We start from the raw sequence: 13,128 nt of genomic DNA, 5'->3' as shown, positions 1-13,128 counted from the left end.
TTTCTTTTTCTGCAGTTTCATTTACTCCAAATTTCGATTCATGAAACTTCTGCATCACACCAACTTTTTTCAGCAGTGAATGTACTGTATCGGAGGGCTGAGCACCTTTGCCGAGCCAATAAAGTGCTTTATCAGTATCCACTTTCAGTGTAAGCGGATCTGTTTTGGGATCGTAATATCCAATTGCTTCAAGATAAGCACCATCTCTCTTTTTGCGAGAATCAAGACATACAATTCTGTAAAAGGGCTTGTTTATTTTGCCCATTCTTTTAAGCCTAAGCTTTACCATTTCTACTCCTTATCATTTTCCAAGTATTATCTTTTATAATAAAATGGATTAATTTTTTTTACCCCGTTTATCGTCAAGCATTTTCTGCCAACCTGCACTAAATGAATAACTTACTAATATTCTTGAATTTATAGGCTGGAAATGTACACGTTTATTCATCGAAAACTCCTGATTTTAAAACGGCAGCATTCCACCTTTGAATGCTTTGGGATTATTGAATTTTTTCATCATTTTTTTCATTTGATCAAATTGCTTTATCAGTCGGTTTACTTCTTGAATGGAAGTGCCACTGCCTTTAGCAATTCGATGACGGCGGCTGCCGTTTATGATGGTGGGTTTTTCGCGCTCAGTGCGAGTCATCGAATAGATGATAGCTTCAATGTGCTTAATGTCTTTTTCATCTACTTTTAAACCTTTGAGAGCTTTGTTGTTCATTCCCGGCATCATACCAAGAAGTTGGTCCATAGGACCCATTTTTTGCAGTTGCTGCAGCTGAGATAGAAAATCTGTGAAGGTGAACTGATTTTTTTTCAGTTTTTCTGCTAATTTTTCAGCTTCTTCTGTATTGATAGTCTGTTCAGCCTTTTCGATGAGACTGAGAACGTCTCCCATTCCCAGAATGCGGTTTGCCATTCTATCGGGATGGAATTCCTCAAGCTCTGATATTTTCTCACCTGTTCCTACAAAAACCAAAGGTTTTCCGGTAACTGCTTTAATGGAAAGTGCCGCACCACCACGAGCATCACTATCCATTTTCGTCAATATCACACCATCGAATTCTAATTGTTCATTAAATTCTTTAGCAACATTCACAGCATCCTGTCCGGTCATTGCATCTGCTACAAAAAAGATATAATCCGGCTTCAAGAATTTCTTCAGATCACGCAGTTCCTTCATCAGTTTTTCATCTATATGAAGGCGGCCGGCTGTATCAAAGATCAGCAGATTTTCATCTGATTTCTCAGTTTCCTTAATAGCCTTTTTTGCTATCTTTAGAACATTCTTCGATTTTTCATCTGCAATAACCGGCAGGCTGAGCTGCTTGCCCAGAACCTGTAATTGATGAATAGCAGCCGGACGATAAATGTCGCAGGCAACTAAAGCAGGATTGATGGAATTTTTTCGGAATTTACTGGCAAGTTTTGCACAAGTTGTTGTTTTACCAGAACCCTGCAATCCCACCAGCATGATCTTGTTCTTTTTATTATCATGAAGTCGAACTTTGAAGCTTTCGCTTCCCATCAGTTCGATAAGTTCTGCATGAACGATCTTGACGACTTGATGACCGGGAGTAAGGCTTTTCATCACTTCTGTGCCGACAGCTTTCCGGCTTACATTGTTGATGAATTCCTTAATGATCTTGAAGTTTACATCCGCTTCCAGGAGTGCACGACGAACTTCCCGCATCGATTCTTTGATGTTTTGTTCGCTAAGTTTCCCGTGACCTTTTAACTTGCGAAAAATATTATCAAATCGTTCAGTTAAACTATTAAACATGAAAACCTATCTCAAACTCTTTATTTTATCTTTGGAACTATTACTTCCAAAAATATAAGAACCAGCAACTAAAATATCTACACCGTGTTTTACCAGATCTTTGGCATTTATGTTGTTCACGCCACCATCGACTTCGATTTCCAAATCAGGATTTACCTTCTTTGCTTCTGCAGAAAGCTTATCAATTTTATCGAAAACCAATGGTAAAAATGATTGTCCTCCAAAACCGGGATTAACACTCATCAAAAGTACAAAATTAAGATCGGCTAAAACAGGGAAGATGGTTTCCACCGGAGTTGCCGGATTCAAAGCGATTCCAGCTTTCGTTCCAAGTTGCTTCAAAACATGGAGCTGTCGATGCAGATGAAACACAGTTTCCTGATGAAATGAAACATATTCGATCTTCCATTCTCCAAGTTTTTCAAGGTAAACTTGCGGATTAGTCACCATCAGATGAACATCGAGAGGAATAGACGCAATCTGCTTTATCTGCTGAATTATCGGCATTCCGAACGTGAGATTTGGCACAAAATGCCCATCCATCACATCCAGATGAAGAATATCAGCTCCTGCTTTTTCAATCTGATGAATCTCTTTTTCCAGATTCATAAAATCTGCTGAAAGCAGAGATGGTGCTATTTTTACCATAATATTTCCTGTTTTAAATCCTGATCTTTTTATCTTCTTTTCCTACGAAAAAAACGATTTCTGCTAATTTTATTCTCAGAATAGAATGAATATCTTTTCGGATCTGTTCTTTGCGTAAAATAAGTTCCTGCATCCACACACTGTTTGCAACAGAAACAAAAAGAACATCTTTTTCGATTTTGTGCAATTGAGTTCTTTCGGCTAAAATATTTCCTACAATAGATTTCCAACCGAAAGCCAGAGTAACAAAATCTTTCTTATCATCGCCGGCAATGCGATAAACAATACTTTTCCAGGCACTGCCGGAGCGCATCAGATCCATCAGAACTCAGCTATTATTTTTTGCTGGAATAAAGAGACAAACCCCACCAGGAAAAGATTGCTACTGCTATTATTGCCCAGTATGATGTTCCCAACGCGTTGTAGGCATTCGGGAAAAACTGGCTTAGATAAGAGGTTGCAAAAAAAGCTGGAATTGCTGATAACAAAATCAGCAACAGCAATCCTAAAAGTTTTATTGCGCCGCCTTTGTTTACCAAACGAACAGCAATAATTCCCAAAAAGATCATCGCTGCAGTAATAACCAGAATGATCAAATTAGGAGTGAACGGTAGTTGAATTTTCCTGAGTGCAATAATCGGGCTGAAAAGGGCAACAATCAACAATGCAAGACCTGATACTTTATGAATAATGATCAAGGTTTTAGGATTAGATTCTTTTCTTTTCTGATGCTTTTTGATATAAAGGAACACAAGTCCAAAAACAACTACAAAAAATGCCAGATAAAAGAAAAATCCAAATGTAGGATCATCGGATGAAAGCCCCAGTGATGCAAATGCTAAAAGTAGTACAAGCCATCCGATAAAATTTATGATCTTCTTCAAGGTTTACCTCCCTCTATTCTTTTTTACTCTTTCTCAACTTTAACTTTCAATGTAGTTTTAATGTCGTTAATGAATTCGATTTCAACATCAAAACTGCCAATTTCCTTGAGATGTTTTTCCATATTTACATTCGATCTATGGATCTCAATTTCTTTTTCCTCTAAAGCGTTGGCAATATCAACTTCGGAAACTGAACCGAATAAATGATCATTTTCGTCAGCTTTTCTCTGGAATGAAATTTCACCCAGATCATTGATCTGTTGAACGATTCCATTGTACTTGTTTTCCATAGCCAATTTTTCGGCTTCAGCTTCTTTCTTTATTGCTTCCACTTTGGAAAGGTTATATTGATTTGCTACAATAGCCAGGTTTTGTGGTAACAGGTAATTTCTTGCATAGCCATCGGCTACATCTACCACGCTTCCTGCCTCTCCTAGCTTTTCTACATTCTTAGCTAGAATTAGTTTCATCTATGTCCTCCGTATTTCTAATTTTTCTAAAATCAAACCAAATATCCAACAGCCCTATCAAGGCTATCAAACTTAGTATAAAATAATTGAACACCATCGAAATAATCAACAAAAAAAGTAAAAATTTTGTTTTTTTAAAGAAATCTCCCCAATAAAAATCCAGAATTGAGATTCCTTCTATCAAAAATAATGGCGCTAAAATTAATAGTGCATTCATACCGAGAATTCGCCATTTCGGGATCACAAATAAAATCAAAGCAGCGATGACAAAGTAGATAGATTCATACTGAAGTTGAATAAATCTGTGCTGCCATTTGATCTCGCTGTTTTTGGAAATAATTAGAGTTCCCAAATATAATCCGACAATGATAGAAAGCATCCAGATACCAACATAATATTGTTCAAAGATCTGCCTGGTTGTTTCCATCAGCTGCAATCCTAAATCCATCTGTTCAGGATTATTTTGAAATGATGATTCCATCAGCTTCTGATAAGTATTTAAAGCAATATTTATATTGTCCAGAATGATTGATCCAAAAGCAATTTTTTTGATTATTGCAATAATTGCATCAAAACCGTATGCCGCTAAAATTGAAAAAAGATAATTTCCTGTTTTTCGTAATACAAAAAAGTAGATAGCTGCAGCAATGCCGACTCCCAAAAAAATGTCGGTAAAAGTTACAACATCAACAATTTTAGTTATGAATAACAAAATTCCAGTTGCTAAAAATACAGTTAGAAATCTGGTTATATTTTCCCGGTATTTACCACCATATGCCAGTGTAAAGATCATCCCTCCCAGAGGAGAGAGTGATGTAATGAAAGCTGCTAAAACTGCAACAACATACATCTAACTAACTGAAATTATTTGTGCTTGTCTGTGAAAGGAAGAAGAGCCATCTGACGGGCTTTCTTGATTTCTACAGAAACTTTTTTCTGATGCTTGGCGCAAGTTCCGGTAAACCGGCGGGGAGAGATCTTTCCATTATCGGAAACAAATCTTTTCATCAGGCCAACATCTTTGTAATCAATCACAGAATCTTTGTTTGTGCAAAAGAAGCACACACGTTTTTTGAAGAAAAATTTCTTTCTGGAAAAACGTTTTTTCTGTGGTCTTCTTGAACTTTCTGAACGTTTATATTCTTTTCTTTCTTTCTTTTCTTCCACTTTTTTATCTGCTTGATCGTTTACATTTTTTTTTGTTTCTTTTTTTTCTTCCATGTTTTCTCCTTAAAGTAAATCTAATTAATTCATAATTTATTAATTAGAATTTGTTTCTTCAAAAGAAACTTTTTTCCTAGAATGGTACATCATCATCTGTCATTGTGGCTTCGGAATTGATGTTATCCTGTTTCTGATCAGCATTATTATTATTGGCAGGATTGTATTGTGCCGAACCCATATCAGATTTTTCCAGGAAAGATACTTTGTATGCTACTACTTCGGTAGCTTTTCGATTTTGATTGTTTGAATCTACATAAGAATGTGTGCGCAAATAACCTTCTACCAGGACAGGACTGCCTTTTCGAAGATACTCGGCACATTGTTCTCCACGTTTACTCCACACAGTTACGTCGATATAACTGGTTTCCTGCTGCCATTCTCCATTCTTTTGATAACTTCTATCGAAAGCTAAAGAGAGTTTTGCAACTGGAGTTCCATTCGGAATATAACGTAATTCTACATCTCGGGTCAAACGTCCGCTTAAAATAATAGTGTTGATCTTTGGAAATCTTAGTTCACTCATATCAACTCCCCTTTATTTTACAAGAATATTATAACGAAGAACATTTTCATTCAATTTTAAAAGACGGTCTAAGTCATCGATTTTTGCGGGATCAAATGTGTAATAATTTACGAAGAAGATACCTTCGCGTTCATCTTGAATTTCGTAAGCTAAACGTTTCTTGCCCCATTCATCTGTGTTCAAAACTTCTCCACCATTATCTTTGATAAAAGATTGAATGGTTTCGTTGATCTGTTTTGAACCGTCTTCACTGAGTGATGGTGAAACGATGATCATGCTTTCATACTTTTTCAGCATTTTTCCTCCTTTGGTCTTTTTCTGAACAAACAAGCACGTTTGTTCTACTGATCCTGAGAGTCCTGTATTTTCTCAGAATAGGATTTTTTCAATTTACTATATAATGCGACCATCTGGTCGAAATCATATTCTACATATTCTTTTAAAAGATCTTCTGCAAATTGCATCACAATTTGCATTTTTTGGTTTTCTGCAGAAGAAAAGTCAGATAATACAAAATCTGAAAGTTCTTCCTTATCTGGAGAACCAACGCCGATTCTCATTCGTTTGAAGTTATCTGTTCCCAGAGCTTCTCCGATCGATTTGAGACCGTTGTGTCCTCCAAAGCCGCCATTTCTTCTTAAACGTATTTCTCCAACCGGCAGATAAATATCATCTACGATTACCAGAATGTCTTCCAATCTATTTTCGGTGAGAACCGAAGTAACGGCTGCTCCACTTCTATTCATATAAGTTTTAGGTTTGATCAGAACAATGTCCTGCAGCTTACAGAAATCATATTTCTTCCTGCTTTTGAAATTGATATCTTTGCTGCTGGCAAATCGATCTGCTAAAAGAAAACCCAGGTTGTGTCGATTATTTTTGTATTTATTACCAGGATTTCCCAACCCAACGATCAATCTCATTATTCAGAAGATTCTTCTTCAGTTTTTCTTTCTTCAGAATCTCCTTCACCTTCTTCAGAAACTGCTCCTTCTTCGAGTTCTTCACCTTCTTCTGGTTCTTCTACTACAAGCTTCATCTGAGGTTCTTTAACCGAAACTATAGCAGTATCATCTGCCATTGTTGTAGTTATTGTGTCTGGGAGATTAACTTCTGCGAAGTGAAGAGCATCTCCAACACCTAAATCTGAAATATCAACTTCAATTTCATCTGGAATATCTTTTGGTAAACAGGAAATCTCGATCGATCTGTGCAGATATTCCACAACTCCACCTTCTTTTGAACCTTTTGCTACACCAACAAATTTGATTGGTATTTCCAAAGTAATTGGTTGACCTTTGTGAAGTTCAACAAAATCGATATGTACAATTCTTCTGGAAACTGGATGGACCTGTTTGTCTTTGATAAAAGTTGAATGTTCTTCTCCATCGACATCGATGTCAAAAATAGCAACTCCACCAATAGTTTTTCTAAAGCTTTTATTAAAAGCAGTATGATCCAGAAGAATATATTTTCCTTCTTTTCCTTCACCATAAATTACAGCAGGAATAAAGCCCTCTTTCCGATAACGTTTCAGATCGGACTTCTTTCCTAATTCTCTGATTTTAGCTTTGATTTTTACGTTCATCTATCCTCCGTTGTAATCATTCACTACTGTGCTTTTCGTAGTATTCATTCTTTTGCTACTACAAAACTTATAGCGTTCAAGTAATCTATCTAAATAAGATACTTAATGACTCCTCTATATGTATTTTTTTTATAGCTGTTGCCAATAGTTCAGCTATGGAGAGCTGTACTATTTTTTTGCATTTTTGTTTTTCTTTGGAAAGTGGTACTGAATTTGTAATGAAAACTTTTTCGATCGGAGCTTTTTCAAGATTTACAATAGCTTTTCCCGATAAAATTCCATGAGCGCAAGCAGCATAAACTTTCTTAGCACCTTTTTTCATCAGAACATTAGACATCTTGCAAAGACTTCCACCGGTATCGATAATGTCATCAAACAGAATCGCGATTTTGCCTTCCACATCACCGATGATATTCAGTATCTCAGTTTTGTCATCATTACCCGTTCTTCGTTTATCGCCGATAGCCAAACCCAGATCCAACCTGGCAGCAAGAGCTCTCGCTCTGGCCGTACCACCTGTATCCGGAGATACAATAACAGCATTGGAAAGATCAAGGTTGGCTGTAAAATATCGAACGAATATTGGTAGTGAATTCAAATGATCGACCGGTATATCAAAAAAGCCCTGAATTTGATCTGAATGCAAATCCATTGCCACAATACGATCGGCTCCTGCCACACCTAAAAGGTCGGCAACAAGTTTTGCTGTAATGGGAATACGCGGTTGATCTTTTTTATCTGATCTGGCATAACCAAATATGGGAATTACACAATTGATTCTTTGTGCAGAAGCTCGCTTCAGGGCATCGATCATTATCAATAATTCCATCAAGTTATCATTAACAGGATAACAAGTTGGTTGAATGATAAATGTGTCAGCTCCACGAACGTTTTCATTTATTTTCACAAATGTATTATCATTGGAAAATTTAAAAACATCAGCTTCTCCCAAAGGAATTCCAGCAAATTTGGCAACTTCTTTTGCCAATTCGACGTTTGCATTTCCAGTAAAAACCTTGAGCCTTGAAAACATTGATTATTCTTCAGTTTGTTCTTTAGGTTCTTCAGTACCTTCGGCATTGGAAAGAGCATCTTGCAAGACTTCTTTGTACTTCTCGATGATGATCTTTTCGATCATATTTCTTGTTTCAGTGTTGATAGGATGTGCGATATCGCGATATTCTCCTGTGCTGACACGACGGCTTGGCATGGCTACGAATAGTCCATTTTCACCTTCAATAACTTTGATGTTTCTCACGATAAATGCATCGTCGATAACGATATTGACGAATGCTTTCAGTTGATTGCTTTCTCTGATAAATACTTTTACATCTGTAATGTTCATTTTGTTCTCCTTTTTATTGTTTTTGTAATGCAATTCCAATACTTTTTCTTGGAAAAATATTCTGAGAATTTTTCTGCAATTTCTCTATTGGGACAAAAGCCAATAACTGTAGCTCCACTTCCAGAGAGAATAGCTTGTGCAGCTCCATTCTCATTTAAATATTTTATAATATTTGTTATTTCCGGATAAAATTTCGATATGCCAGATTCCAATTTATTGAAGCAGAATTTCACATCTCCAGTTTCTAAAATTTTATTCCAGTTACTAATGGGAGTGCTTATAGCTACATTTTGGTAAGCTTCTCTGCTGGAAATTCCAAATCCTGGATTTACCAGGAAAATATTGTCGATTTCAATATCATCAACAGGAACTATTTTCTCACCACGATTTTCTCCAATAGCAGTTCCGCCATGAAGGAAAAAATTTATATCACTTCCAAATTCAGCAGCAATTTCGTGCATTTGATCTTGGGATAAGTATAAATTCCAGATTTTGTTCAAAGCAATTATTGTAGTTGCAGCATTGCTGCTTCCACCGCCCAATCCTGCTGAAATTGGAATATTCTTTTCCAATTCTACTTCAGCACCTTCTTTCACTTTAAATTTTTCTTTTATAAAGACCGCGACTTTATAAATTAAATTCTTATCTACACTTACAAAGTCCATGTCTGACAAAATCTGAACAGCACCATTTTTTGTCAAAGTAAAATTTAGGCGGTCGTAAATCTCTATTTCAGAAAAAATTGTCCTGATATTATGATAACCATCCCGTCGCTTGGAAAGAATATCAAGAAACAGGTTTATTTTTGCGTAAGATCGAAGAGAGACGCTTCTTTTTCTGTTCTTTTCCATAATAGTAGTAATAGTAATAGTGATATTCGCTGCTGCTGTAATAGCTTTGAGGGATGATTCCGTTTATAACTGCTCCAGTAATATCTACATCAATATTTTCTAAAAGCTCCTTGGCTCGTTTTATTACCAGTTTATCTGCTTGTGAAACTCTTACAACAAGATAAAGATAATCTATTTTCTTAGCAAGTATCATTGCATCTGTTACAGCAATTACAGGAGGAGCATCGAATAGAATGAAGTCATATTTTGTTTTCAGTATTTTTATTGCTTCATCCATTCTACTTGATGCGAGAAGTTCAGAAGGATTAGGTGGTATATAACCGATTGTAATAACATCTAAATTTGGAACAGATGATTTCTTGATAAAAGGTTCTAACTTAGTAGTTTTATCGACCAGAAAATCACTGATACCATCTTCTTTGGGAATATGGAACATGCTGTGAACACGCGGTCTTCTTAAATCCAAATCGACTAAGATAACTTTCGCATCCATTTGGGAAAGTGTAGTTGCTAAATTTGTATGAATAGTTGTTTTACCTTCCTTGGGACCTGAACTGGTGATCAATATACTCATTGATTCATCTTCTTTCTTTTTGGCTACCAGGTTTGTTCGTAAAATCCTGAAAGACTCAGCTGCTGAAGATTTTGGAGCGTAGTTACTGATTATTTTTGAGTCCATCTGTTGGAGGGTTAATTCCAATTCCTTTTTCTCTTCACCTTTGGCTGTTTTCATCATTTTTTCCACATCATCGAAATCAGAGTCGGAAGTCTGAATTAGCGGAATAGTTCCCAATACTGGAAGTCCTACATATCTTTTTACATCATCGAAATTTCTAATTTTGGAATCTAATGAATGAAGAAGTAGAGCTAATCCAATTCCCAAACCTAAACCAAGCACAATACCGATCAGAAGATTCATTTTAATGTTTGGTTTTATGGGATTTTCTGGTGCTAAAGCTTCTTCTACCAGGCGAATACTACCAACTTTTGATTGTTCTACGATTTTTGCTTCTTCATATTTTTCAATTAGCATAATATATGTTTTTTCGCTAATTCTGTAGCTTCGTTCCAATCTAGCCAGTTCAATTTCCGTATCAGGTAAAAGTGACATTTTCTGATTGTATGCTTCTACCGCTTTCAGTAAACTTGCCACTTTTGCTTCATTAATATTTAGTTCAATTTTAGCTGCGGAAATTTTGTCTATCAAAGAAGCTCGATATTGCAGGGGATCGGAGGAACCTGTATTAACAGAGCTGATTCTTTGAATTTCATCATTCAATCTTTTTTTAGCGCTTTCAATTGCTTTATTCAGAGCTAACAGTTCAGGATGATCGGGAGAATATTCCAATCTGGTCAAAAGGTTTACATATTGGGTCTGATTTGCAACGATTTCCGTTTTCAATTGTTCCAGAAGCGGAGAAGTCAAGACACTGTTTACATCCAGAAGAAATGTGTCTTGTTGAGATAATTCGTTTTGGAGATAATTAACGTGCTTTCGCGAAACATCTCTTTCAGTTTCGGCAGCCGAAAGTAAGGCAGAAAGTTCTGCAGATTGCTCGATAAGCTGCTCGGTTTCTTGCGTAAGCAGAGAAATATTATTATCCAGTTTAAAATTTCTGAGTTCTTCTTCTGCTGCCATTAATTGGCGTTCATTATCTTCCAGTTGTTCTGCCAGAAATTCTCTTGTACTACGAAATTCAATTCTTGCATAATCGGTGTCCTGCTGCATAAGTGCTCTTGCAGCAGCATTTGCTATTGCTTTCGCTTCCACACTATTTGTAGATTCAAAATTAATAATCATTATATCGGTTTCCCGTTCAGTATCTACAGATAAATTTTCTCTTATATATCCTGCGGGAGATCCTTCGATTTGATTGATTGGAAAAGAATCAAAATCATTATCTCGTTTTAGAAGCTGAAATGTAAGTTGTAATACAGGATAACTCTTCAAAATCTGGATATTGTTGTTAATCGATGAAGCTGTATTATTGAAACCTGTGAACAGCAGGTTATTTGTCATCTTTTCCTGAAGCAAGACTTTTGAAGTTGCCTTATATATTCTGGGAGAACGAGCTGTATAGATAACCGTGGCAGCAAAAACTGCTAAGAATACAAAGATCACTAACCATTTGAAAGTTGAGATTATTCTAATATAATCTGATAACTTTATTTCCTGTTCTTCTATGCTTTCATAATATTGATTCAATTGTTTGTTTTCCATTAAAAAATCCTTATTTATTGTATATTATTTACCGAAATGTATACTGACAAAATAACTGCAATCTGGGAAATCCAGGCAACTGCTTTTGTGAATGCATAATAAGCTGAACCTGAAATGATAACAGTATCACCAGGTTGCAATTTTGGGATTAAATTGTAATCGCCGTTATCAATATATTCCTGAAGATCGACCCACATTACTTTCTCTTCACCTTCTACAGATCTAATAATTCTTATTTTTGTAAGATTAGCATTTTCTGTAGGTCCGCCGGCAGAAGATATTAGTGTAAGAAGGTCTGTATCATCTGGTACGATATAAAGACCTGGTTTTCGAACCTGACCCCAGATATAAGTTTTAATTTTAAGAAGTTCTGTGCCTTCCAATGTTCCTGAATACATATAAACGGAACCAGTATTATAACTGGAAGTAGATGTGCTTGTTTCAGTTTGAGCATTTACACTCAAAACAATCAGCATAAGCATTGCAATAACTAATATTCTTTTAATCACGAAAAGCTCCTTTAAGTTTTCCTAACAAATTCATTAAGTTTTTACCGTCAAGATAATAAGTGAAATCACTTGTCAAATTCATATCTTAACCCTATCCTATTTGTATTACCAATAACATTGGTTGTAAAAGCATAATCAATGTTTATATCATACAATTTTACACTCAGGCCTGTTGTAAAATCATTGTCGTTGATACCCATCCGCATTGAAACTAAATCTTTACATTTATATTCGATTCCATAATGATTGCAATTATCATAAATATAATCGATATCTGCAGCAATCACCAATTCTGAATTAAATTTCTTAATAGGTTGGATAACAGCGAATCCCAACTTTACATTATCTTCTACTTCATCTGAGTGATTAGACATTGTATTCCAGGTGATTTTTGTATTGCTGATATCCTGATAATTCAAGCCAAAAGCAAATTCTCCCAACCAGCTTCTTCCAATAATTACAGCTAAACTGGTTTTAAATAATATGGAAGCATCGAAGCCAATTCCAGAACCTTTATATTCGTCTATTTTACGATTTAAATATTTTGCGCTGATTCCAAAATTGAAGTCAACCGGTAATTCCAGAAATAACCATCCTAAGTAAAGATCTTTATGAAGATGTTTGGCAAATGCAATTTGAAAAAGATCATCAGCGCTCTTTATCATGTCATCTGGTTGGCCTGGTAGATTAAATTCCAGAAAAGAACTTCTGAAATCTACATTGTAAATCAGGTGTTCTTCCAGGAATACGGGAATGTCGGAGATAGATAATCGAGTCCAGTTTATACCTACTGTTACGTCATTTGGCAAAGGTTTACAAAAAGTGAAATTATCATAAGAAGCCAGGTTGCCGTATAGGAATGAATGATTAATGCTTAACTCGGATTTTCTAATTTGAGCCAGTCCAGCCGCATTCCAATAAATTGCTGAACAATCATTTGCGACGGCCGAAAAAGCTCCTCCCATACTAAGAGGCCTTACCCCGTTTCCGATCACCATGAAATCACCAGCATAATATCCAGCATGAAGCTGGACGACTGCCAAACTTATTAGAATCAATAACCAAATATATTTTTTCAT

Annotated in this window: 18 protein-coding genes; all 18 read right to left on the bottom strand. The window is 35.9% G+C overall.

All coding sequences use genetic code 11. The features are described 5' to 3' along the window. Nucleotides 1-289 (bottom strand): 30S ribosomal protein S16 (rpsP, locus tag K9N40_02130; protein ID MCF7813260.1); only part of this gene is annotated, 289 nt, incomplete at its 3' end. A gap of 174 nt (nt 290-463) precedes the next feature. Next, nucleotides 464-1,786, bottom strand: coding sequence for a signal recognition particle protein (gene ffh, locus K9N40_02125; GenBank protein MCF7813259.1), 1,323 nt, complete (start codon nt 1,784-1,786; stop codon nt 464-466). 6 nt (nt 1,787-1,792) lie between these two features. Next, complete coding sequence (rpe, locus tag K9N40_02120) at nt 1,793-2,434, bottom strand: ribulose-phosphate 3-epimerase (protein ID MCF7813258.1); 642 nt, start codon at nt 2,432-2,434, stop codon at nt 1,793-1,795. Between the two features lie 13 nt (nt 2,435-2,447). Continuing rightward, entirely contained in the window at nt 2,448-2,756 is a 309-nt protein-coding gene (locus K9N40_02115; GenBank protein MCF7813257.1) for a DUF721 domain-containing protein, read from the bottom strand. 13 nt (nt 2,757-2,769) lie between these two features. After that, nucleotides 2,770-3,318, bottom strand: a complete 549-nt coding sequence (locus K9N40_02110) for a hypothetical protein (GenBank protein ID MCF7813256.1) — start codon at nt 3,316-3,318, stop codon at nt 2,770-2,772. A 23-nt stretch (nt 3,319-3,341) separates the two neighbouring features. Then, complete coding sequence (gene rplI / locus K9N40_02105) at nt 3,342-3,788, bottom strand: 50S ribosomal protein L9 (protein MCF7813255.1); 447 nt, start codon at nt 3,786-3,788, stop codon at nt 3,342-3,344. Then, nucleotides 3,769-4,638 carry a YybS family protein gene (locus tag K9N40_02100; protein ID MCF7813254.1) on the bottom strand — a complete coding sequence of 290 codons (870 nt, stop codon included), beginning with the start codon at nt 4,636-4,638 and terminating at the stop codon, nt 3,769-3,771. The genes rplI and K9N40_02100 overlap by 20 nt, the downstream gene beginning before the upstream one ends. A gap of 14 nt (nt 4,639-4,652) precedes the next feature. Continuing rightward, the gene (rpsR, locus tag K9N40_02095; protein MCF7813253.1) at nt 4,653-5,009 is read right to left on the bottom strand and encodes a 30S ribosomal protein S18; all 357 of its coding nucleotides are present in this window, start codon (nt 5,007-5,009) and stop codon (nt 4,653-4,655) included. A 76-nt stretch (nt 5,010-5,085) separates the two neighbouring features. Next, the gene (locus K9N40_02090; protein MCF7813252.1) at nt 5,086-5,535 is read right to left on the bottom strand and encodes a single-stranded DNA-binding protein; all 450 of its coding nucleotides are present in this window, start codon (nt 5,533-5,535) and stop codon (nt 5,086-5,088) included. 12 nt (nt 5,536-5,547) lie between these two features. Then, nucleotides 5,548-5,829 carry a 30S ribosomal protein S6 gene (gene rpsF, locus K9N40_02085; protein ID MCF7813251.1) on the bottom strand — a complete coding sequence of 94 codons (282 nt, stop codon included), beginning with the start codon at nt 5,827-5,829 and terminating at the stop codon, nt 5,548-5,550. Nucleotides 5,830-5,876: 47 nt separating this feature from the next. Next, the gene (pth, locus tag K9N40_02080) at nt 5,877-6,458 is read right to left on the bottom strand and encodes an aminoacyl-tRNA hydrolase (protein ID MCF7813250.1); all 582 of its coding nucleotides are present in this window, start codon (nt 6,456-6,458) and stop codon (nt 5,877-5,879) included. Beyond that, complete coding sequence (locus K9N40_02075) at nt 6,458-7,123, bottom strand: 50S ribosomal protein L25 (protein ID MCF7813249.1); 666 nt, start codon at nt 7,121-7,123, stop codon at nt 6,458-6,460. The genes pth and K9N40_02075 overlap by 1 nt, the downstream gene beginning before the upstream one ends. Nucleotides 7,124-7,208: 85 nt before the next feature. Further along, on the bottom strand, nt 7,209-8,156 hold the full coding sequence (locus K9N40_02070) for a ribose-phosphate pyrophosphokinase (GenBank protein ID MCF7813248.1): 948 nt from the start codon (nt 8,154-8,156) through the stop codon (nt 7,209-7,211). A gap of 3 nt (nt 8,157-8,159) precedes the next feature. Next, on the bottom strand, nt 8,160-8,468 hold the full coding sequence (gene spoVG / locus K9N40_02065) for a septation regulator SpoVG (GenBank protein MCF7813247.1): 309 nt from the start codon (nt 8,466-8,468) through the stop codon (nt 8,160-8,162). Then, nucleotides 8,465-9,319 carry a 4-(cytidine 5'-diphospho)-2-C-methyl-D-erythritol kinase gene (ispE, locus tag K9N40_02060; GenBank protein MCF7813246.1) on the bottom strand — a complete coding sequence of 285 codons (855 nt, stop codon included), beginning with the start codon at nt 9,317-9,319 and terminating at the stop codon, nt 8,465-8,467. The genes spoVG and ispE overlap by 4 nt, the downstream gene beginning before the upstream one ends. Further along, entirely contained in the window at nt 9,255-11,540 is a 2,286-nt protein-coding gene (locus K9N40_02055; GenBank protein MCF7813245.1) for a polysaccharide biosynthesis tyrosine autokinase, read from the bottom strand. Before K9N40_02055 ends, ispE begins: the two co-directional genes overlap by 65 nt. Nucleotides 11,541-11,554: 14 nt before the next feature. Further along, entirely contained in the window at nt 11,555-12,049 is a 495-nt protein-coding gene (locus tag K9N40_02050; GenBank protein ID MCF7813244.1) for an SLBB domain-containing protein, read from the bottom strand. 65 nt (nt 12,050-12,114) lie between these two features. Continuing rightward, a complete protein-coding gene (locus K9N40_02045) occupies nt 12,115-13,128 on the bottom strand; it encodes a hypothetical protein (GenBank protein ID MCF7813243.1) in 1,014 nt (337 codons plus the stop codon).

It is taken from the genome of Candidatus Cloacimonadota bacterium (genome assembly GCA_021734245.1).
Taxonomy (GTDB): Bacteria; Cloacimonadota; Cloacimonadia; order Cloacimonadales; family TCS61; genus B137-G9.
Note: the sequence above shows the minus strand (reverse complement) of the source record. Positions and strands in the feature narration are given on the sequence as shown.

What these genes read in the sequence shown, in the direction of transcription:
- ffh (MCF7813259.1), bottom strand. Translation starts at nt 1,786, where the DNA reads ATGTTTAATAGTTTAACTGAACGATTTGATAATATTTTTCGCAAGTTA.
- rpe (MCF7813258.1), bottom strand. Translation starts at nt 2,434, where the DNA reads ATGGTAAAAATAGCACCATCTCTGCTTTCAGCAGATTTTATGAATCTG.
- K9N40_02115 (MCF7813257.1), bottom strand. Translation starts at nt 2,756, where the DNA reads ATGGATCTGATGCGCTCCGGCAGTGCCTGGAAAAGTATTGTTTATCGC.
- rplI (MCF7813255.1), bottom strand. Translation starts at nt 3,788, where the DNA reads ATGAAACTAATTCTAGCTAAGAATGTAGAAAAGCTAGGAGAGGCAGGA.
- K9N40_02100 (MCF7813254.1), bottom strand. Translation starts at nt 4,638, where the DNA reads ATGTATGTTGTTGCAGTTTTAGCAGCTTTCATTACATCACTCTCTCCT.
- rpsR (MCF7813253.1), bottom strand. Translation starts at nt 5,009, where the DNA reads ATGGAAGAAAAAAAAGAAACAAAAAAAAATGTAAACGATCAAGCAGAT.
- K9N40_02090 (MCF7813252.1), bottom strand. Translation starts at nt 5,535, where the DNA reads ATGAGTGAACTAAGATTTCCAAAGATCAACACTATTATTTTAAGCGGA.
- pth (MCF7813250.1), bottom strand. Translation starts at nt 6,458, where the DNA reads ATGAGATTGATCGTTGGGTTGGGAAATCCTGGTAATAAATACAAAAAT.
- K9N40_02075 (MCF7813249.1), bottom strand. Translation starts at nt 7,123, where the DNA reads ATGAACGTAAAAATCAAAGCTAAAATCAGAGAATTAGGAAAGAAGTCC.
- K9N40_02070 (MCF7813248.1), bottom strand. Translation starts at nt 8,156, where the DNA reads ATGTTTTCAAGGCTCAAGGTTTTTACTGGAAATGCAAACGTCGAATTG.
- spoVG (MCF7813247.1), bottom strand. Translation starts at nt 8,468, where the DNA reads ATGAACATTACAGATGTAAAAGTATTTATCAGAGAAAGCAATCAACTG.
- ispE (MCF7813246.1), bottom strand. Translation starts at nt 9,319, where the DNA reads ATGGAAAAGAACAGAAAAAGAAGCGTCTCTCTTCGATCTTACGCAAAA.
- K9N40_02055 (MCF7813245.1), bottom strand. Translation starts at nt 11,540, where the DNA reads ATGGAAAACAAACAATTGAATCAATATTATGAAAGCATAGAAGAACAG.
- K9N40_02045 (MCF7813243.1), bottom strand. Translation starts at nt 13,128, where the DNA reads ATGAAAAAATATATTTGGTTATTGATTCTAATAAGTTTGGCAGTCGTC.